This is a genomic window from Saccharospirillum sp. HFRX-2, from assembly GCF_043196805.1.
Lineage (GTDB): Bacteria > Pseudomonadota > Gammaproteobacteria > Pseudomonadales > Natronospirillaceae > Saccharospirillum.
In genome coordinates, this window is the sequence record NZ_JBEBMU010000013.1 from 36,899 (window position 1) to 56,188 (window position 19,290).

A 19,290-nucleotide genomic window follows, 5' to 3' on the forward strand; every position below is an offset into this window, starting at 1 on the left:
CGATCTCTTGGCGATCGAGGCGCATTATACGGATTTTGTTATAGAAGTCTTGAATAAAAAGGAGGCAACCGCTCATCCATTTGGCTTATGGACGAGGGTCGAAAATCAATCCAGGTGGCGCCAATAACGCGGTACCCGGCTGGAGATTCGGGTCAGTAATTCGTAGCCGACGGTGTCGATATGCTGGGCCACCTCATCGACGCTCAACTCAGGTCCCCACAGCTGCGCCTGGTCACCTACCCGAACCTCACCGAGCTCGGTCACATCGACCGTCAGCATATCCATCGACACCTTGCCCACCAGCGGCACGCGCTGACCACCGAGCCAGACCGGCGTGCCATCGGGGGCATGGCGTGGATAACCATCACCATAGCCAATGGCCAGGGTCGCGATGCGGCTGGGTTTAGTTGCGCGCCAGCGGCGGCCGTAACCGACACCATCGCCTTCGGGCACATCGCGCACCGCTATCACCGGTGCGGTCAGCGTCATAGCGGGTGTCAGGCCCAGTTGCTCGCCGGTTTTAGCAAAGCCCGGCGAGGAGCCATAGAGCATAATGCCGGGTCGTACCCAGTCGCGATGACTGTCCGGCCAGGCCAGAATGCCGGCCGAATTGGCAAGGCTTGCCGGAGCATTTTCGACGCCCTGCTCTGCGCGGGCAAAGGCTTCCAACTGAGCTTCGGTAGCGCTCGGATCCACATCATCGGCGGCGGCGAAATGCGTCATCAGGCCAACGGACTGCTCACTGAGCGCCGACAAGCGTTGCCAATAATCGAGCGCGGCCTCGGGCGTCACACCCAGGCGGTGCATGCCGGTATCGACCTTGAGCCACAGCGATTGCTGACGCACCAGCGATCCCAAAGATTCCAACTGCGCCAATTGATCAGCCTGATGTACGACGCAGGTACAGCCTAACTCAATGGCCTGACGTGCCTGGTCTGCATCGACCGTGCCTTCGAGCAGAATCAGCGGCTTGGTGACACCAGCATCGCGCAACTGTTTGGCTTCACCGAAGGTTGCCAGCGCAAAACCGTCGGCGTCGGCCAAGGCGCGAGTGGCGTTAATGGCGCCATGGCCATAGGCGTCTGCTTTGATCGCCGCCCAAATTCGACTGTTCGGTGCCAGTTCGCGTACCCGCGCCAGATTGGCGGTCAGGGCTCGGGCATCAATGGTGGCGCAAGTTCCCCGGCTCATTCGCTCTGCCAGTCGCCGTATTGATCGGGCGCCAGGTTTTCGAAGCGGCTGTGCTTGCCGATAAAGGCCAATCGACAGGTACCAATGGGACCGTTCCGCTGTTTACCGATGATGATCTCAGCGGTGCCCTTGTCTTTGGAGTCTTCGTTATAGACTTCATCGCGGTAGATAAAGAGGATGATGTCGGCGTCCTGCTCGATCGCACCGGATTCCCGCAAGTCGGAGTTGACCGGGCGCTTGTTGGGCCGCTGTTCCAGGCTACGGTTAAGCTGCGACAGCGCCACGATCGGACATTCAAATTCTTTGGCAATGGCCTTCAGTGAGCGCGATATTTCCGAAATCTCGTTGGTGCGGCCTTCGGTAAAGCCCTTAATTTTCATCAGCTGCAAATAGTCGACCACGACCAGGCCGACATCGCCATGTTCACGCACCAGTCGCCGTATACGACTGCGCATTTCGGTCGGGCTGATGCCCGGCGTATCGTCAATAAACAGCTTGCGGTCTTTGAGCAGGTTGACCGCCTTGGTCAGCTTGGGGAAATCGTCGTCGTGCAGCTTACCGGTACGCACCCGGCCCATATCCAGGCGACCCAGGGAAGCAATGGAACGGGTGATTAACTGGTCGGCGGGCATCTCCAGGCTGAACACCACCACCGGCTTTTCCTGATTCAGCGCCGCCTCTTCGACCATGTTCATGGCGAAGGTGGTTTTACCCATGGCCGGTCGGGCGGCCAGAATCACCAGATCACCGCTTTGCCAGCCGGTCGTCATGGTGTCGAGGTCGGCGAAACCCGTGGAAACACCGGTCAGGTCGCTGTCGGAATGCAGCAACTCGTCGATGCGTTCCAGCGCCCTATCAACCAGCGGATTGACGTGCACCAGACCGCCCTGATTAGGACGCTGCTCGGCAATCTGAAACACCTGGCGCTCGGCATCGTCGAGCAGGGTTTCGGCATCTAGGCCACGCGGATCGTAGGCTTTGGAGGCAATGTCGTTGGCGACGCGAATCAGCCGTCGCAGCACCGAGCGTTCCTGCACAATCTTGGCGTAGGCCAGGAGGTTGGAAATCGAGGGGGTGTTGTCGGCCAGATCGTTCAAATAGGCCATGCCACCGACGGCTTCGAGCTGCTTTTCCGTCTCCAGGGCTTCGCCCAAAGTGATGACATCGAGCGGCTGGGTCTGGTCCGACAGCTTCATCATCATGCGGAAAATCTGCCGATGCTCACCGCGATGGAAATCGTCCGGCATCAATACTTCGGCAACACCGTCCCACTGACTGTTGTCGATCATCAAGGCACCCAGCACCGACTGCTCCGCTTCCAGCGAATGCGGTGGCACGCGCAAATTGGCAACATCGTCGCCAGCGAACAAATCGTCTTCTAGTGCATCAGTCATGGAGGTACAGCGGTATGGCTAAAGTGGGCGGTTATGGTAGCGGGTTGGGGTTTAAATTGGGAGACGCTTGACGGGAGACGGGAGACGCTAAATGCGTTTGCTCCCTCACCGGTTTGGAAAACTCGGTGCCAATAAAAAAACGGGAGCGGAACACTGCCTGGAAAGAAACGCCTGGCTGGCGTCTCACGTCCGGGCGGCGTACCGCTCCCGTTCAGCGTCAAGCAATGGGCGCTAGGCGCCCATTAATCACGCCTCAGGCACCACAATAATGTGCACTTCGGCATCAACATCCGGATGCACCTGGATGGCGATGTTGTATTCACCGGTGTTACGGATCGGACCTTCGGGCATACGCACTTCAGATTTGCTGACTTCAACGCCGGCGGCGGTGACCAGATCAGCCACGTCGCGCGGGCCGATAGAACCGAACAGCTTGCCTTCGTCGCCGGCGTTAGCGGCAACGGTGACTTCGATTTCAGCCAGCTTCTCTGCACGCTGCTGAGCAGAAGCCAGTTTTTCGGCTTCGGCTTTTTCCAGTTCAGCACGACGCTCTTCGAAGTACTTAACATTGTCTTTGCTTGCCGGCACTGCCTTGCCTTGCGGCACCAGGTAGTTGCGGGCGTAACCGCTTTTGACATTTACGGTGTCACCCAGAACACCCATCTTGCCAACTTTCTCAAGCAGGATAACTTCCATCTCGCTTACCTCATTTATCGTCCTGATCCGGCTGTTTTGCCAGTCGCGCCCGGAAATCGACAGCGCCATCGGCAACGGCTACCAGAACCAGTAACGGTAACATGAACTGATTGAACAGGATGATGGCCAAATAAAACGCCACCAACCATTGCCCACCCAATTTCTGTCTGGTCACTAAAGCGTGAACCAGCGCCACCCCGGCAAACACCAAAGGCAGCAATAACAACAACAAAGCCGCAGGCTGTAACCACCAACTGACGATGATCGCGCCCAGTAACAGCCACAAAGACTGTCCGCCGATGCGCAGGCGGTGAAACTCTGCGCGCAGGCCACCGGGGTTATAGAGCCCGGCTTGCCAATAACGCGCCAGCACCACACACAACAGCGCTTCAAAAACCTCAGCCGTGGTCACCAAAAAGGCGGCGTATGGCTTGATGGCTTCGAGCACCTGCCAGCCCATCTGCTGCGGATCGGATGCCATCACAGCCTGTATCTGGCTGACGATAGCGACAAACCGATCGCCCATCAGTTGCTGCGCGATGATCGCCAGAACGATGCCCAACAAAGCTGCAAACAGCAGCAAGGCAGACCAGTCCTGAAAGCGTCGCATGGCCAGAGCCAGGACGGCGGTCAACGGCAGAACCAAGAGGGGCAGCACCATGCCCGTCAGTTGCCAACTCACCAGAGCGCCAGCCATAGCGGCCAGCAACACTCGTGTGCCAGCGGTAGCACCCTGTCGCAATGCGACCAGTGCCACCAGTGCCGCGCTGAGTGCATAAAGCATCGGCAGCACGGCCAAACCTGCGGCGAGAACTCCTGCGTTCAATCGGCTTTTCATCGCAAAGCGAGCAAAGCCCAACATAAGCAGGAACCTCCCCTTACCCGACGATCTTACTGATGGCTGTCGGTGTAAGGCAGTAAAGCCAGGTAGCGAGCACGCTTAATCGCCGAAGACAGCTGGCGCTGATAGCGGGCACGGGTACCAGTGATCCGGCTCGGTACGATCTTGCCGGTTTCAGTGATGTAACCTTTCAACAGGTCTACATCTTTGTAATCGATTTCCTTGATGCCTTCTGCAGTGAAACGGCAGAACTTACGGCGACGGAAAAAACGGGCCATAACAATGCTCCTTTAACTTAGGCTTCGTCAGCCTGCTCGGTGGATTGGTCGTCCAGGTCAACATCATCGTCTTCGACGTCGTCATCCTGTTCAGAGCGAGTGCGAGCAACGGCAGCCTGAGCTTCATCTTTCGCTTTCTTGGCTTCGACGCTCTTCATCATCGGAGAGGCTTCAGTCACAGCGTCCTTACGGCGCATGATCATGTTGCGGATGATGGCATCGTTAAAGCGGAAGGTGCTCTTCAAATCGTCGATGACTTCGTTGTCAGCTTCGATGTTCAGCAGCACGTAGTGAGCTTTATGAGCATTGTCGATCGGGAAAGCCAGTTGACGGCGGCCCCAATCTTCCTGGCGGTGTACTTTGCCGCCTTTGTCGGTGATGACCGAGGTGTAGCGCTCGATCATGGCCGGTACCTGTTCAGACTGGTCAGGATGAACCAGCAGAACGATTTCGTAATGACGCATAGGATCTCCTTGCGGGTTATACAACCTTCTGTGGCAGCACCACAGTAAGGTAAGGAGTTAACGCACAACGCCTCTATACATAGCCAGGCGAAGGCACAACTACCCCCGGCGAGACAGCCGGGAGGGCGCGGATAGTATAGAAAGCAACACGGATAATCAAGCGCTAAAGGCCGGCTGGCGCAGGTTCCGGCGATTTTCAGCAGGCGTCTGGTCAGGCGGCCTGGGAAGCGTTGCCCACAGCCAGCACCTGACGATAGTTGATCGCCTCGATGCCATCACTTAACCAACGCTGCAGCGACGACGCCAGATAATAGCGGTGATCGTGCGGATGAATCGACAGCCTCAGCGCTCGCTGTGACGTAGCGAGACGGCGATTGAGTCCGTTCCAGAGTCGTAAGCTGGGTACTCGCCAGCGAGCGTCTGCTTCGAATCCCGCCAGGGGCAAGGCGTGAAAGCGGCCGGCGTGGAGATCATGAAAACCGGCGGTGCTCTCCAGGTAATGAAATGGAAGATGTCGCCGCGCCGCTGCGGGGAGTTTCCCCAAAGCCCAGGCAGGCGGGACGTAGAGTTCTGGCGATTGGAAATCATTGTCGGTAAACCATTGGTAGTTGCGCTGCACAAGCTCGATTAATTCAGCTTCGCTCAGCGACAGGTGTTCGGCCGCCTGCCGCGACACCAAAGTCGAGTGCAGACGATGATAAAGCGTCGAGATGCGACGCACTCGGTGCAGCCAACCGTGGCCGGCCAGCTCGTAACCTTGTTGTTGCCAGCGACGCAGTTGCGTCAGTTGTTGTGGTTGCCAATCCAGACCCGGCACCACCAACAGCGTTAAATTGGCCGGTTCTATATCGGCCAGCCAGTTATTCAGCCACCAGGCCACCTCATCCAGGGTGTCGGGCATCACATCGTGCAGGCTGACAATGGCGGGCCGGGCTTTCATGGCTGCTCCGTAATAACGTCCAACCACAAATCGAGGTTGGCCTGGTTATGCTGGACGACCGCCTGACGCGCCAGGCGCGCTCTGGAGGCCACTTCAAATTCACTCAACGCCATGGCGCGCTTAAGCACGTCGGTAACGTCTTCTGCGCCGTTCTTGACCACCAGCGTCTGGGCCAGTTCCTGCCAGTCGGCAATACCACAGGCATCGCTGACCACCACCAAACGCTGGCGCGCCATGGCTTCCAGTGCGATGGTGCCAAAGCTTTCCACGTGGCTGGGCAGAATCAAGGCATCGTGCGCATCCATGGCGGCCAGCAAGCCTTCGCGATCCAACCAGCCAATGTAGTCGACATTGGCCAACTCGGCGGCAGCAGCTTCCACTAAGGCGCGCTGCGGACCGTCACCGGCAATGGCAAAACGCAGCTGCGGCAAGGCCCGCGCAGCATCCAGCAAGCCTTCGAGATTTTTCTCCGCTGCCAGTCGACCGGCAAACAACACCGAGCGCACGCCACTGGGCGCGCGCGGTGGTTCGCGTTGCAAAAACAACGGACTGACCGGCGTGCCCATCAAGGCCGCGGCGCGCGCACCAATGCGCTCGGCAATGCCGACCATTTCCTCGGAGTTCGCCAGGACCACATCGGCGTTGCGGAAAATCAGCCGGTTGCTGACTTCGAAATAACCGCGCGTCAAAGAGCCCTGAACCTTATTCCAATAGAGCTCGGTCAGTTTTTCATACCAGGTATGAAAGCCGACCACGACGCGCGCGTTCAGCTGTCGGGCATAGCGGGCGCCAAACATACCAAACAGCCCCGGAGTCGGGATCACCACCACGTCCGGCGCAAAGGCTTCTATCTGCTGGCGCAATTGCAACAGATTAGGAATGCAGAACTTCTGAGTGGCATCACCGGGCAAGGGCAGCATCCAACCGCCCTGCCACTGACCATCGACAATGGCTGGCGAAATGATGTCGATCTGCTCGACCCAGGGCCCAAGGTGATGCATCAGATCCTGATAGTAAGCGCCCACGCCATTGCGGTGCGGCGCGGCATCAGAAACGATCAACACCCGGCGCGGTGCGCTGTCGAATGAACGGTTTGGCTGCAACGCCAGGGAAGTCTGTTCACGCATCAGGCCACCTCCTGGATAACACCAGCCTGAGCACAGTCGGCATCAAAACGATGCGCGACTTCATCCCAGCGCACATTAAACGCCTGCTGCTGATACTGATGGCCGCTGCGGTATTGCTGCGCCTGCTCGATTTCCGCATCCAGTGCCGCGCGATAGGCCAGCGTCATGGGCAAGCCCAGAGCGACCAGCAACTGACTGACGGTGCCATCGAGGTCTGCGGTCAACTGTTGCATCGGCACCAGACGGGCATTCGGATTCTCGCTGCAGAACAAATCGATATCGCGGTAATAACCGGCCAGCATGCCAACAATTCGCTGCTCGAACGCCGGAGTAAAACGCGGCCCGTGAAACAGTTGCCAACCGGGCAACAGCGAGCTGAGCTGTGACGGCAAGGTCTTTTGCGCCGGACGGATGCAGAGCGCGAAATCGGCGTCGGGAAACTGCTGACGCAAGCTGGTCAGCCAGGAAGCGAAAGAGGGGTTCTTACACAGATAACGACACTCAGTGCCTGTTCTCACGCCATGAAAATACAGATGCTTTTGAATCATGCGCCGATAGAAGCGCATCAGCGTCTGCTTGCGTCGGGTCGGCATGGCCGAATCAAAACGCACCAGCCGCCACAACGACGCTTCTTCGGGAAAGAGCACCACCACCAGAAAACAGCCATTGACCGGCAGCAGCGACAGAAAATCTTCTTCGGGTTCCTGCAAACCTAACTGATGGATGGCATCCATTTGCTTAAGAAACGGCAAACGCACTTTGCCGAACAGCCGCGCCAGCGGACTGCACAGCCAACCCAGGGCACGCACCAGATAACGTTCGCTAATGCTGGGCGCAAAGAGGCATTCCCAGGTGCGCATCGAAGTCAGCTGTTGATGATGTGACAGCACCCGGTGCAGATGGGTCGTGCCGGAACGCGGCACACCCGAGATAAAGACCGGACGATGCACCTCGACCTGACGATAACGCCGGAAAAACAGCTCATCGCACAGAAAGCCGACCCAGTGCACCACTTGCAACAGGGTCAAAGCAGGCACCGCCAGCAGGTACATCAACGCCCGCTTGGGTAGATGACGCCAGCCGCCATAAGGCAGGTATTTCAGCGTCCAGAGGCAAATCAACAGCCATTGTCCCAAGGCCAACTTAAAGCCGTGACCCATAGCGCTCCCCTTCTTTACCGGTGGATTGCTCGGAACGGTAGCGACGCTCCATGTCATTTCCATGACAATGCCGTCACGCGGCGGTCATGGTGGCACACTGACCGCCGCTTCGACTAATTCACGACCTTCGCACTCATAACCCCAGCTTGCCCGTCAGCGCTTCGATTTCCGCCTGCCACTGCGCCTGCTTCTCTGGCTTCTGGTGTTTGGGCTTGCGCGCCTGATCGTCATGCAGTTGCTGCTCCAGCCAGGCCAGACGGGCCAATAGGGCGTCGTCATCAACCTCGTCAATCGACACTGACTGGGACGACCCAGCAGATGACGACGCTGCCACCGGTTCTGTTGACGATCCTGCTTCCAATAACCGATAGAAAGGCTCGGGACCATCCACCTCGCTCAGTTGACCGTCATGAATCCACCACCAGCGGGTCGCCACGGCATCCAAAAAGGCGCGGTCGTGGCTGGTCATGAACACCGTCAGTTCGCTGCCGCAGAGCGACTCGATCAGTTCGTCACGACCATCCAGATCCAGATGGTTGGTCGGCTCATCGAGCATCAACACATTGGGGCGCTGCAACCGGAAATAAGCGAACATCAGCCGTGCTTTTTCGCCACCGCTGAGCGTGTTGACCGGCTGATCGAAACGATCGTAAGGCACGCCAGCGTTCAGCAAGGTCTGCTTTATGGTCTCGTCCGGTCCTTCCAGGCGTTCACGCAGCCAATCAAAGCGGCCTTGTTTGATATCCATGCTCGACAGCAACTGATCGTAATACCCCAGCTGCACGCGCGGGTTCCAGCGGATATCGCCGATGTCCGTCTCCAGCGCCACTATCAGGCGTTTCAGGGTGGTCGACTTACCGACGCCGTTGACGCCAAGCAAGGCAATCCGATCACCAGGACGTGCATTGAGAAACTCACCATAGATCGACCGTGAGCCGTCACCCGGCAACGCAATCTGCGCCTCCTCGAGCACCACCACCTGGCGGGCCGACAAGCCTTCTTCGGGCAACGCCAGCGCCAGCCCACTGCCCTGGCTGACAAAGGTCAGATCCGACTTAAGCCGCTCAACACGCTTTTCCATCGACTTGGCTTTGCGCGATAGATCTTCGTTGTCGTAAGTGTGTCCCCAGTGCGCCAGCCGCTTGGCCGATGCCTGCAGACGCGCCACTTCTTTTTCTTCCTGCGCCCGCCGCACTCGCGCTTGCTCATCAGCGTCAGCCAACGCCTGGCGGGCAGCATCAAAGGGCAGATCAAAACAATAGAGGCGTTGGTCGCGCAGAAACCAGGTCTGGGTACAGAGGCTGTTCAACAGATAACGATCGTGCGACACCATCACCCAGGGCAGGGTCTGGGCTTGCAGCCAATGGCGCAGCAGCGTCAGGCTGAGAATGTCGAGATGGTTGCCCGGCTCATCAAGCAGCAACACATCCGGTTCAATCAAAATAGCGCGCGCCAGCAACAGCAGGTTCTGTTGGCCGCCACTGAGCGACTCGACCGACTGTTCCAGCTGTTCAAGGCTGAAACCCAGCTTGTGCAGTTCGGCTTCAGCGCGGAAGGCTTCTTCCAACCGACGAGCCGCGGGAATCGCCGCTTCGGCGGCCGCACGCAACGACACCGGCAGCAACTCGGCGGGCACAAACTGCTCAACCCGGCCAATCACCAAATGTCGCCGCACCTGGCGTCGACCCGCATCGGGCTCATAAGCTCCGGCCATTAAAGCGAGCAGACTCGACTTACCCGAGCCGTTGTGACCGACCAGTCCAATACGGTCGCCACTGTTCACAACCAGTGATAAATCGGCAAAGAGGGGCTTGGCATCCAGACTCAGGGATACCTCGGAAAGCGATAATAAAGCGCTCATATCAACGTCCTATGAAAAATTCATCGAGGACGCCGAAGTAGGCGGGAATAACTAGCCGTTCGACGTCCGTTTAGTTCGGAAAGGACGTCGCAGCCGCGTCTGAGAGGCAATGTGGGCGGCCGAAACGGCACAGACTCACAATCATCTGGGGGCTCCTCTGTTGACGGTGAATGGAAAAAACGTCGGCCAGTCTAGCCAACAAAGACAAATTGGCAAAGCGGGCCTCGGCCAGCGGCACGGGCAATTCGCTAAACCCTTGAATTTTTTGGAAAAAAGAAAGGTAGCTATTGTTGACACCCTTGCGATTTTACGGATAATACGCGGCCGTTACGGAGGCTATGTAGCTCAGCTGGTTAGAGCACAGCATTCATAATGCTGGGGTCGCTGGTTCAAGTCCAGCCATAGCCACCATCCTCCTGGTGGGCCGTCGCCAAGCGGTAAGGCAACGGGTTTTGATCCCGTCATGCGCAGGTTCGAATCCTGCCGGCCCAGCCATTTTTATTCCCCGCATCTCCTCTGTTTCGCCTGATTATTGGGCCGTCGCCAAGCGGTAAGGCAACGGGTTTTGATCCCGTCATGCGCAGGTTCGAATCCTGCCGGCCCAGCCACCTTCTCTTTCACTCAGCAGACCGTTATTGTCGGTCCAGCTTGATGCCGGAGAATATGCATGAATCCTCAATCCCCCCACCTGATCAGCGCCACTGAGCTAAAAGCTCAGCTCGACAATGACCAGCCGTTGGTTTTACTCGATTGCCGTTTTGACTTAAGCGCTCCCGAAGCCGGTGAACAGGCATACCGCCAAGGCCATCTGCCCGGTGCTTTTTATGCCCATCTGGATCGCGACCTGTCGGGGCCGATTGAAGCCGGCGTCACCGGCCGTCATACCCTGCCCGACCCAGCCAGTCTGCAAGCGCGTTTACGTGCCTGGGGCCTATCGGCCGATTCCACCCTGGTGGTCTACGACGCCAATAACGGGCCCTATTGCGCCCGCGCCTGGTGGCTGGCGCGTTGGGCTGGGTTAACCGATGTGCGCGTATTGGACGGCGGCATGAAAGCCTGGCTCGATATAGACGGTGACATCGACAGCGACCTGCCGTCACCACCAGTGAGCAGCGAGCTCAGCGTGCAATGCCCGCCCGACTGGGTGATCGACGCCGATACCTTGCAACAGCAACTGGCCGACCTGACCCTGATCGACGCTCGTGCCGCCGCCCGTTACAGCGGCGACACTGAACCCCTGGATCCCATCGCCGGCCACATTCCTGGCGCCTATTGCGTCGACTTCAGCGCCAACCTGGCTGCCGACGGTCGTTTTCTCGATGCCGCCACCTTAAAGCAGCGTTTTGAACCACTACCGGATTCCAACCCCTGGGTCTGCTACTGTGGCTCTGGCGTGTCGGCCTGCCACAACATCCTGGCAATGGCGATCGCCGGCGTACCGCAACCCAAACTCTACTCCGGCTCCTGGAGCCATTGGATAACCGACAGCCACCGCCCTATTGAAACCGGACTGACTAAGGAACCGCTCTAATCATGCCCGCCCGTCTACTGCTACTTTGCCTGCTGACACTCTGCGCCGGACCTGCCCTGGCCCAGTCGCATTTCAATATTCTGGTCTATCACCACGTTGCTGAAGACACCCCGGCCAGCACTACGGTGAGCCCGGCCACCTTTCGCGAGCACCTGCAATACCTGCGTGACAACAACCACCCGGTGATCGCCATGCAAACCGCGCTCGATGCCGTGCGTAATAATGAAGAGTTGCCCGATGGCGCCGTGGTCATCACCTTCGATGACGCCTTCAGAAACATCTACAGCAACGCCTTTCCTTTGCTGCAGGAATTCGACGCGCCCTTCACCATCTTTGCGGCCACCGACCCGATCGATCAGGGTTTCAATGACATGCTCAGTTGGGACCAGCTGCGCGAGATGCAGGACTGGGGCGCGACCATCGCCAACCACAGCCGCGATCACGACTATATGGTGCGTCACAGCCCGCGCGACAACGCCTGGCGCGAAACCATGGCGAAGAACATCCGCCACGCTCAGCAGCGTCTGGAAGCCGAGCTCGGTGATGAGATTCCACGCTGGTTTGCCTACCCCTACGGCGAATACAGCGAAGGTCTGAAATCGATTTTGCAGAACGAAAACTTCGTCGGTTTTGCCCAACATTCCGGCGGTGTTTACAGCGGCAGCGACTTCCTCGCCCTGCCCCGCTTTGCCGCCGCCGGGAATTATGCCCGCCTGGAAACACTGAGCACCAAACTGAACAGTCATCCGATGCCGATCGACCTGGCGTCCATACCGGACATGCCAACCACTGAATCACAGCCGAGCATGACCGTCCGCGTCGACGACACCTCCGATATGAGCCGCGCCCTGAACTGCTTTGTCGACAGCAGCTGGCAAGATGCGCAATGGATTGACGACCAGCAATTCAGCTTGAGCGCACCAGAACCACTGAGCACTGGCCGCCACCGCTTCAATTGCACTGCCCAGGCGCGCAGCGGCGATTTCTTCTATTGGTATTCGCAGCCTTGGTTAGTGCTTGAAGATTAAGAGCTGAAAATTAACAACTGATTGCCAACCAGCAGACACAAAAAAACCGGCCCAAGAGCCGGTTTTTTAATCACCTGAAACCACCCGATCAATCGGGAATTTCGTAGTCCAGCACCTCAACCCAATCGTTACTGTCGGGCAGACGTTCCCAAACGGTGCCCACTTCGGAGATTTCCAACAGCTCGACAATGCTCGGGTCCAATCGCTCCATACAATCGAGCGGGGCGACACAGGCGGCGTCTTCTTCCATCAGAAAATCATCGGTTTCAAAACCACTGTAAAAACGAAACCCCGTATCGTTAGCATGCTGCGCTTCTTCTTTATAAAAGAAGCGGATGGGCAACGGACGTTCGTTCAGAATCAAACTGGATGCCAGGCAGAGATGCCCACTGTGTTGGCTGGGGCTCTGCTGGATGGTGCTGACCTGAGCTTGCATATAACAAACAACCTCGTAAACGCGGCGTGTATCGGTAGATCCAAAGGGCGGCGGATTATAAGCAAGCCAACCTAAAATGCATCCCGTTTGGGCCGACCGAGCGGTCAGAAAATAACGGCGCGTTTAGAATCAAGCAGTTATAAATGTAATTTTTTGTAACATTACCAAAAACCCCAGGACAGCAAAGCCGCTGCCGCTGGGGTGACCCATGGATCAGGCCGACTGGGTTTCCTGGTTATCGAGTTCAACCGCATCAAAAATCTGCTCGAGGATGTCCGGGATGGCCGACTGCACTCGACTCCAACTCGGCATAAAGGGCGTCGCCATGGGATTCTCCAAAAACTCCTGGCCGGCGCTCATGACATTGCGGGCAAACAGCTCAACCGCTTCTTCTTCGGCGTGGCGATCCAGCGTCAGGCCGTTGAAGATGGCGTCGTTGTAGTAAGTCTCGATGTAATCCAGCGCCACCCGGAAGTAAGTGGCTTTGATGGTGCGGAAATGCTCTTCGGTAAACACCAGGCCTTGAGTCGCCAGTTTGCGGAAGATCGCCTTGGCGATGTCGCGCGACATCTTCGACAAGCCTTTGCGGGCATCTTCCGGGCTCAGCGGCTGGTGCTTGTGGTCATAAACCGAGGCCACGTTGACCTGGCAAATACTGCGCGGGCTGTAATTGCGATGCAGCTCCGCCAGGACGCCCACTTCCAGACCCCAATCGCTGGGGATACGCAGGTTGCGCAGCACGTCGGTGCGCAGGCTGAATTCGCCCGACAGCGCATAGCGGAAAGAATTCATATATTCGAGGAATTCGTTTTCGCCCTTAACCATCTTCAGCGCGCGCAACAGGGGCGACACCAGCAAACGGCAGACGCGGCCGTTCATCTTGTTGTCGGCAATGCGCGAGTAATAACCTTTACAGAACTGATAGCGATAAGCCGGATTGGCGACCGGATAAATCAATCGCGCCAGCATGCCGCGATCGTAGGTTTTGATATCACAGTCATGCATGGCCACCGCCTTGGCGCGGTTGGCCGCGAGAATATAACCGTAGCAATACCAGACGTTACGGCCCTTACCCAACTCAGTTGGCGCCAGGCCTTTGCTGGCCAGCAAGCGATCCACCGCCTGCAGACGCGGACCATCGTTCCACAGAATGCGCACCGGTTGCGGCAGGCGACCAAAATACTCCTGAGCGTGGCGAAACTGATCCCGGTCAGCCCGGTCCAGACCGACCACCACCTCATTCAGATAAGGCACCTGCTTGAGTTCCTGGACGATATTTTCCAGTGCCGGCTGCTCTAACTCCGAATAGAGAGAGGGCAGCACCAGGGCCATAGGATTCTGGTGAGAGAAACCGGTTAACTCCTTTTCCATGGATTCGACCGGACGGTCGATCAGGTTATGCAGATTGGCAATCAAGCCATTTTGAAAGAAATCGCTCATAACAGGGGCTCCTTGGGGATAAAACGCTCAAGCAGGTCCAGCATCGCTCGATTCCAGCCAGCTGGGCCGGGCTCGGGCGCCTGGATGACATCAACAACGGTTTCCGGTCGGGGTTCGCCGTGCGCCGGTGGAATACGCACAGCCAGGTCGGCGGCGGCGAGCATGGCGTCATCGTTACCGCCATCCCCCAGAGCCACACTACGCACCGCCCTGGCATCACCCAACTGACTCAATAAATGCTGTAACGCAGTGCCTTTGTCGGCGCCATTAGCCAAATGCAGAAAACGTCCGCCTTCGAGTAACTGCACGCCCTGCGCCGCTACCGCCTCTTTAAAGGCATCGCGTCCGGGGAAGTGTTCGGGCCAGAACACCGGCAGCGCGCCTTCGCGCTGGCGCGCCAGGCGAGACTGTTCGAGCGACAGACCGGTCCAGTTGGATACGTCCTGGTCGCTGGCTTCGTGAAAGCCAATCGCCGGGGCGCCCAGTTCACCGCGTACACGCTCAAAGACGCTGATCAATTCTGCAAAAGGGCGGCCGAGTGACTGCCACTGCGTCGGAGACTGACGGTCATCAACAATGACAGCGCCGTTTTCACAGCCGGCCAGCGGTGCCAGATAAGGAATTTCCTCGCGCAGCGCCTGCCATTCCAGCCGCGTTTTGCTGGTCATGGCGATCACCGGAATGGAGCGTTCGGCCAGGGCACGTAAAGCGGGTTCAGCCGCGCGCCAGTCGTAGCTGTCGTGGTCGAGCAAGGTGCCATCGAGGTCGGTAAAACAGGCCCAGGTGTCGCTCATGATGCAGTCTCCCGCCAAAGTGGTAAGCCAGGGCGTTGCCGATCATCCAGGGGCACTACCACATCGGCTTGCTCGCCCAGAGTCGCCAAACCGTGTCGGGTCAAGCGCTCATAGTGCTGAATAAAGCGGCGCAGCTGATCGTCGTTCATCACGCCGCTGCCACCCCGGCCGCGCAAGGCCTCTTCCTGGCGCCGACGCCAGTCGAAGACCTGCTCAAAACCCGGCGCTTTGAGCACGATCAGCGCGTCGAGTGACGCAAACAAATGTTGATAGGGTCCGGCCAACTGATCGTTGACATAACGCCGCCAGTCACCCTTGGGGTCTTCTTCACGCTCCAGCCTGTTGATCGGCGCTTCGAGCGCCGCTTCCGGCTGGGCCGTCATCGCCACGCACCAGCCTTCAAAAATCAGCATATCGGGTGGCTCGGCCAGCACCGGCCAATCGGCCTGCGGATGACGGTCATCACGGGACTTATCGAAACGGGGTAAGGCTTTGGCGCCAACGCCGTGACGCACCCAATGCAGGATGGTTTCGCCCAAGGCGAGATCATGAGTTCCAGGTACGCCCCGGGTTGCCAATAAGGGATGTCGCTGAGCGGCCAGGCGCTGTCGCCCAGCCTGCGGCAAATACAGATCATCAATGGAGAGAATGGCAACCGTCAGCCCCTGCTGTTCAAGCTGCCACTTCAACACCTCGGCCAAGGTCGATTTACCCGAGCCCTGAGTGCCCTGAATACCCAGAATGGTCGGCCGACGTTGCAACAGCCAATCGGCCAGCGGCTGATAAAGACGATCGTGATAATCGCTCAGTTCAGCAGGTAAGGACGACCGGGCTAGAAAAGCGTTGAACGCATCAGTAGTAGCCAACCCAATACCTCCCCCTGAATTCAGTTCATGTCGACAGCTCGGATTGACGACCTTTGTCATCAACCAAACCACAACCTCTATTCAGGGTAGAGCAAAATATCGGCCAAGCGGACAGGCCATGGAGAGGCTACTGGGTGCACCATAAAAGTGCAAAAAGAGAGGAACGCACCGAGACGAGCCTATGCAGGCCTCGTTTTAGTGCGCGGAAGACTTAACGGTTGTTACGTTGGCGTTTCAGCGCCTCAAACTGCTCGACCATGTCATCCATGGCAGCAGAATCGTAAGGCATCAAACCACTGACGATCAGCTTTTTAGAACCCGTTCCGACGACTTTGCCAGCCGCGGTGATATTGAACTCGAAGTGCACATCAGCGCGCTTACCATTCACGTCGAGACTGGTATTGGCCAGCTCCAGATCCGGGTCCTGGATATCCAGATGGTTCAATTCAAACGCCATGCTTTCGTAAATCACCAGCGGACGCTTGGGGTTGAACATAACGCCGTGCTTTTCCATCAACGGCACCATAATAAAGGGGAAATTATGGCCCGAAAACGCCACATAACGGCGTGTTAGCTGCTCAATCAGGGCTGAGTCATGGCTGGTCTGACCGCCGTGCTCCAAGTGCAGATAGGCTTTGCCATCGGTGTCCTGAACGTCAATAACGCCCTTATCTACTTCCGGAAAGACCAGGGGCACATTATCGCCGACCATGCCGGAAAAACGCACCGCCATGCGCTCGCTAACACCGTAACGCTCCAGCACCAAGGCGAACAACAAATCGCCAGGCACACAAAAGCGTTTAGCATCCGGGTTATGGATGGGGTTGAAATCACCGGCGACATCCTTGGCAAAATTGCTGGCCTGTTCGGCACTGATCAGGACATAACCGTCTTGTTTGCGGTGAAAAGGATCAAGAAACACGAAAATCGCTACCTATATGACACAGTTTGAGCATGTTCGCCTATTGTGACGACTGCCGTTGCACTATAAAGCATCTGGCCAGGAAAAGATTTGTGAGCAAATATCACTACCAGACGCTAACAAACCGGGTTACTACAACTTTTAGGACACAATAGACTCAACCGTTAAAGTTGGGTTTTCCATCGGCAACAGATGTCTCTGCTGCGGTATATCGATAAATTCTCCCTCAGGCAACAGACGCTGTAAGCGTTGCCAACTCGCTTCAGGTAAGAACAGCGACGGCTTGGCGCGGATCACTCTTACTGGCATGGATAGCTGCGTCAACTCACGCCATACCGCATCTATGCCCATATAGTTGGCCACTTCCCATTCACGACTGAACTGCAGTTGCACACCGTCGGTGGTGGGCTCGAGAAGACCATCCAAGAGCACGTCCAGATGCTCATCCGAAAGATAACGATAAGCGCGGTGACTGCGATAAAAACGCCAGGCGGCTGCGCGATCAGGCCAAGACCCGGGCGACATCAGGGTGGTTTTAATCAGTTGAGTCCGAGCTAACACGGCCTTCGGCAACTGACGAGCCAGGGTCGCCGCCCAGGCGCTTTGCAGCACCGGCTCAATCAGCACCAGGCTGTGGAACAGATCCGGACGTGCAGCCGCCGCCATCACGGTGGTGGTTGCGCCCATCGAATGGCCGATGCCAACGACAGGACCCGGTGCCGTTGTCTCCAGAAAACGCACCAGATCGCCAGCATACTGGCGGCAACGCATCCTCCCTGCCGGCTGGCGGGGCTGGTCTGGCCAGAGCGCGCGATTATCCAAAGCGGTCAGCGAATAATGCGATGACAAGGCCGTCAATAAATGGCGATAAGCCGGAACCGGAAAACCGTTGGCCGCATAAAAGTGAGCAGGGAGCTGTTGGTTCAACTCAAACTGCCAATAAGAAGCGCGTTCACCCGCCAGCTGAACAGGCTGTCGTTGTGCTTCCATCAGGCCAGATCAGCAGAGGTCGGCAAAGATGGAAAAGCACCGCGCTTAGCAACAGCGAAAGAACCGGCGCGTACTGCCCGCTCCAGCATCGCCGCCCAATCCGGCTCTGCCGGCTCACACAAGGCCGCTATGACAGCGCCACAGAAGGCGCCTCCGGCGGCTGTGACATCAACCACTTCAACCTTTGGCGGTTGTTGCGAATGACGTCCCTGGCGAGTGACTACCTCGGCGCTGTCGGCGCCATCGGTAATAAACACCGCCTGAGCTCGATGCTCGAACGCCAGCTCCAGAAACTTCTGTTCAGCGTCGGTTTCCCACAGCAGCGCCAATTCCTCGCGGTTCACCTTGATCACATCGGCACGGGTCAGCATCGCCTTGACCGGTTCGCGGTAGTTGTTCCCGCCCGGCCACAAACCCAGACGCAGATTAACGTCGAAACTGATCAAATTACCGGCATCAAGACAGCGGTCGACAAAACCCAAATGCACTCGTCGAATATCAACTTCGGTCAAGGTATTAGAAGCAACATGCACCACTCCCGGTTCAAACTCACTGGGGCTGGGCAATTTGTGAGCGGGCAACAGCAGATCGGCACTGCCGCTGCGATAAAAGCGAAAATCCGGCCGACCCTGATCATTCAAGGAAACCAGGGCCAGGGGTGTTGGCGCATCGGTGGAGCGCAGGTAACGGGTGTCGACGCCATAGTGGGCCAGTGCCTGCTTCAGATAAGGACCGAACCGATCACGCCCGACCTGGCCGATAAAATGGCTTTTCACTCCAAGGCGGGCAGCCGCTACAGCCACATTGGCCGGTGCGCCTCCGGGATAAAACAAGGCCCCGGGAATGGCCAGACCATCTTCAACCACACCCTGCTGATGCAACGCATCGACGAGCAGTTCACCAAAGGCGTATAACGGCTTCATTCAATTTCCTTAACTTACGACCGGTGGCAGGGGCGGAATTGTCGCATTCCACCCTGACACTGTCGATCTCAGCGCTCGGCGATATGGGACCAAAGGATGCATCTGGGCGTATTGCAATAGCGACCGCTGATGGCCATAGTCGTGACATTTGAACGGTGGGCGATATGGAAATTGCGTTGATTGCTGCCGTCGCCGTTGTGGTTTTGATCATGACGGCAGACTTATTGCGGATGCTGGGGCGGCGTTATCTGACGCGAATCAACTTAAGAAAACGCAACCACCGCCGATGAGCTATATTAGAAAACCAAAGACAGACTATAAAAGTAGGAAGTGGCGTCCCGTAGGGGACTCGAACCCCTGTTACCGCCGTGAAAGGGCGGTGTCCTAGGCCACTAGACGAACGGGACC

General features: G+C 57.5%; 20 protein-coding genes and 4 tRNA genes. 6 read left to right on the forward strand and 18 right to left on the reverse strand.

The genetic code is table 11. The features are described 5' to 3' along the window. Positions 1–105: 105 nt before the first annotated feature. The 10 genes from alr to ABMA60_RS17845 form a co-directional block, all read right to left on the reverse strand. On the reverse strand, positions 106–1,191 hold the full coding sequence (gene alr / locus ABMA60_RS17800; RefSeq protein ID WP_392806061.1) for an alanine racemase: 1,086 nt from the start codon (positions 1,189–1,191) through the stop codon (positions 106–108). Then, on the reverse strand, positions 1,188–2,585 hold the full coding sequence (gene dnaB, locus ABMA60_RS17805; RefSeq protein ID WP_392806065.1) for a replicative DNA helicase: 1,398 nt from the start codon (positions 2,583–2,585) through the stop codon (positions 1,188–1,190). The genes alr and dnaB overlap by 4 nt, the downstream gene beginning before the upstream one ends. A 246-nt stretch (positions 2,586–2,831) precedes the next feature. Then, complete coding sequence (gene rplI / locus ABMA60_RS17810) at positions 2,832–3,281, reverse strand: 50S ribosomal protein L9 (RefSeq protein ID WP_392806068.1); 450 nt, start codon at positions 3,279–3,281, stop codon at positions 2,832–2,834. Positions 3,282–3,291: 10 nt separating this feature from the next. Further along, a complete protein-coding gene (locus tag ABMA60_RS17815; RefSeq protein WP_392806071.1) occupies positions 3,292–4,107 on the reverse strand; it encodes a hypothetical protein in 816 nt (271 codons plus the stop codon). Positions 4,108–4,172: 65 nt separating this feature from the next. Further along, a complete protein-coding gene (rpsR, locus tag ABMA60_RS17820; RefSeq protein ID WP_108125226.1) occupies positions 4,173–4,400 on the reverse strand; it encodes a 30S ribosomal protein S18 in 228 nt (75 codons plus the stop codon). 17 nt (positions 4,401–4,417) lie between these two features. Continuing rightward, a complete protein-coding gene (gene rpsF, locus ABMA60_RS17825) occupies positions 4,418–4,864 on the reverse strand; it encodes a 30S ribosomal protein S6 (protein ID WP_392806075.1) in 447 nt (148 codons plus the stop codon). 211 nt (positions 4,865–5,075) lie between these two features. Then, on the reverse strand, positions 5,076–5,804 hold the full coding sequence (locus ABMA60_RS17830) for a DUF2334 domain-containing protein (RefSeq protein WP_392806078.1): 729 nt from the start codon (positions 5,802–5,804) through the stop codon (positions 5,076–5,078). Next, on the reverse strand, positions 5,801–6,931 hold the full coding sequence (locus ABMA60_RS17835; RefSeq protein WP_392806081.1) for a glycosyltransferase: 1,131 nt from the start codon (positions 6,929–6,931) through the stop codon (positions 5,801–5,803). Before ABMA60_RS17835 ends, ABMA60_RS17830 begins: the two co-directional genes overlap by 4 nt. Continuing rightward, positions 6,931–8,091, reverse strand: coding sequence for a sulfotransferase (locus ABMA60_RS17840; protein WP_392806084.1), 1,161 nt, complete (start codon positions 8,089–8,091; stop codon positions 6,931–6,933). Before ABMA60_RS17840 ends, ABMA60_RS17835 begins: the two co-directional genes overlap by 1 nt. Before the next feature lie 133 nt (positions 8,092–8,224). Continuing rightward, positions 8,225–9,952: an ABC-F family ATP-binding cassette domain-containing protein gene (locus tag ABMA60_RS17845; protein ID WP_392806087.1), complete on the reverse strand. Its 1,728-nt coding sequence runs from the start codon at positions 9,950–9,952 to the stop codon at positions 8,225–8,227. Positions 9,953–10,286: 334 nt separating this feature from the next. Here ABMA60_RS17845 and ABMA60_RS17850 point away from each other — a divergent pair. The 5 genes from ABMA60_RS17850 to ABMA60_RS17870 all read left to right on the forward strand — a co-directional run bounded on the left by ABMA60_RS17850 (position 10,287) and on the right by ABMA60_RS17870 (position 12,511). Beyond that, a tRNA-Met gene (locus ABMA60_RS17850) sits at positions 10,287–10,363 on the forward strand. Between the two features lie 9 nt (positions 10,364–10,372). Further along, positions 10,373–10,447, forward strand: a tRNA-Gln gene (locus tag ABMA60_RS17855). Positions 10,448–10,485: 38 nt separating this feature from the next. After that, positions 10,486–10,560 (forward strand) — tRNA-Gln (locus ABMA60_RS17860). A 59-nt stretch (positions 10,561–10,619) separates the two neighbouring features. Next, a complete protein-coding gene (locus tag ABMA60_RS17865) occupies positions 10,620–11,483 on the forward strand; it encodes a sulfurtransferase (protein WP_392806090.1) in 864 nt (287 codons plus the stop codon). A 2-nt stretch (positions 11,484–11,485) separates the two neighbouring features. After that, positions 11,486–12,511, forward strand: a complete 1,026-nt coding sequence (locus ABMA60_RS17870; RefSeq protein ID WP_392806092.1) for a polysaccharide deacetylase family protein — start codon at positions 11,486–11,488, stop codon at positions 12,509–12,511. A gap of 88 nt (positions 12,512–12,599) precedes the next feature. Here ABMA60_RS17870 and ABMA60_RS17875 read toward each other — a convergent pair whose 3' ends face one another. The 7 genes from ABMA60_RS17875 to ABMA60_RS17905 form a co-directional block, all read right to left on the reverse strand. Further along, a complete protein-coding gene (locus ABMA60_RS17875) occupies positions 12,600–12,947 on the reverse strand; it encodes a DUF2185 domain-containing protein (protein ID WP_392806094.1) in 348 nt (115 codons plus the stop codon). Between the two features lie 213 nt (positions 12,948–13,160). Next, positions 13,161–14,387 (reverse strand): glycosyl transferase, encoded by a 1,227-nt coding sequence (locus ABMA60_RS17880; RefSeq protein ID WP_392806097.1) that lies wholly within the window; start codon positions 14,385–14,387, stop codon positions 13,161–13,163. After that, complete coding sequence (locus tag ABMA60_RS17885) at positions 14,384–15,181, reverse strand: HAD-IIB family hydrolase (protein WP_392806100.1); 798 nt, start codon at positions 15,179–15,181, stop codon at positions 14,384–14,386. Before ABMA60_RS17885 ends, ABMA60_RS17880 begins: the two co-directional genes overlap by 4 nt. Further along, on the reverse strand, positions 15,178–16,047 hold the full coding sequence (locus ABMA60_RS17890) for a hypothetical protein (RefSeq protein ID WP_392806102.1): 870 nt from the start codon (positions 16,045–16,047) through the stop codon (positions 15,178–15,180). Before ABMA60_RS17890 ends, ABMA60_RS17885 begins: the two co-directional genes overlap by 4 nt. Positions 16,048–16,258: 211 nt before the next feature. Continuing rightward, positions 16,259–16,969 (reverse strand): DUF3581 domain-containing protein, encoded by a 711-nt coding sequence (locus tag ABMA60_RS17895; protein ID WP_392806104.1) that lies wholly within the window; start codon positions 16,967–16,969, stop codon positions 16,259–16,261. Positions 16,970–17,110: 141 nt separating this feature from the next. Continuing rightward, positions 17,111–17,959, reverse strand: coding sequence for an alpha/beta fold hydrolase (locus tag ABMA60_RS17900; protein WP_392806107.1), 849 nt, complete (start codon positions 17,957–17,959; stop codon positions 17,111–17,113). Next, entirely contained in the window at positions 17,959–18,882 is a 924-nt protein-coding gene (locus ABMA60_RS17905) for a carbohydrate kinase (protein WP_392806109.1), read from the reverse strand. Before ABMA60_RS17905 ends, ABMA60_RS17900 begins: the two co-directional genes overlap by 1 nt. 164 nt (positions 18,883–19,046) lie before the next feature. Between ABMA60_RS17905 and ABMA60_RS17910 the strand changes: the two genes are divergently transcribed. Beyond that, a complete protein-coding gene (locus tag ABMA60_RS17910; protein WP_392806113.1) occupies positions 19,047–19,172 on the forward strand; it encodes a hypothetical protein in 126 nt (41 codons plus the stop codon). A 41-nt stretch (positions 19,173–19,213) separates the two neighbouring features. Here ABMA60_RS17910 and ABMA60_RS17915 read toward each other — a convergent pair. Then, positions 19,214–19,289 (reverse strand) — tRNA-Glu (locus ABMA60_RS17915). Position 19,290: the final 1 nt, after the last annotated feature.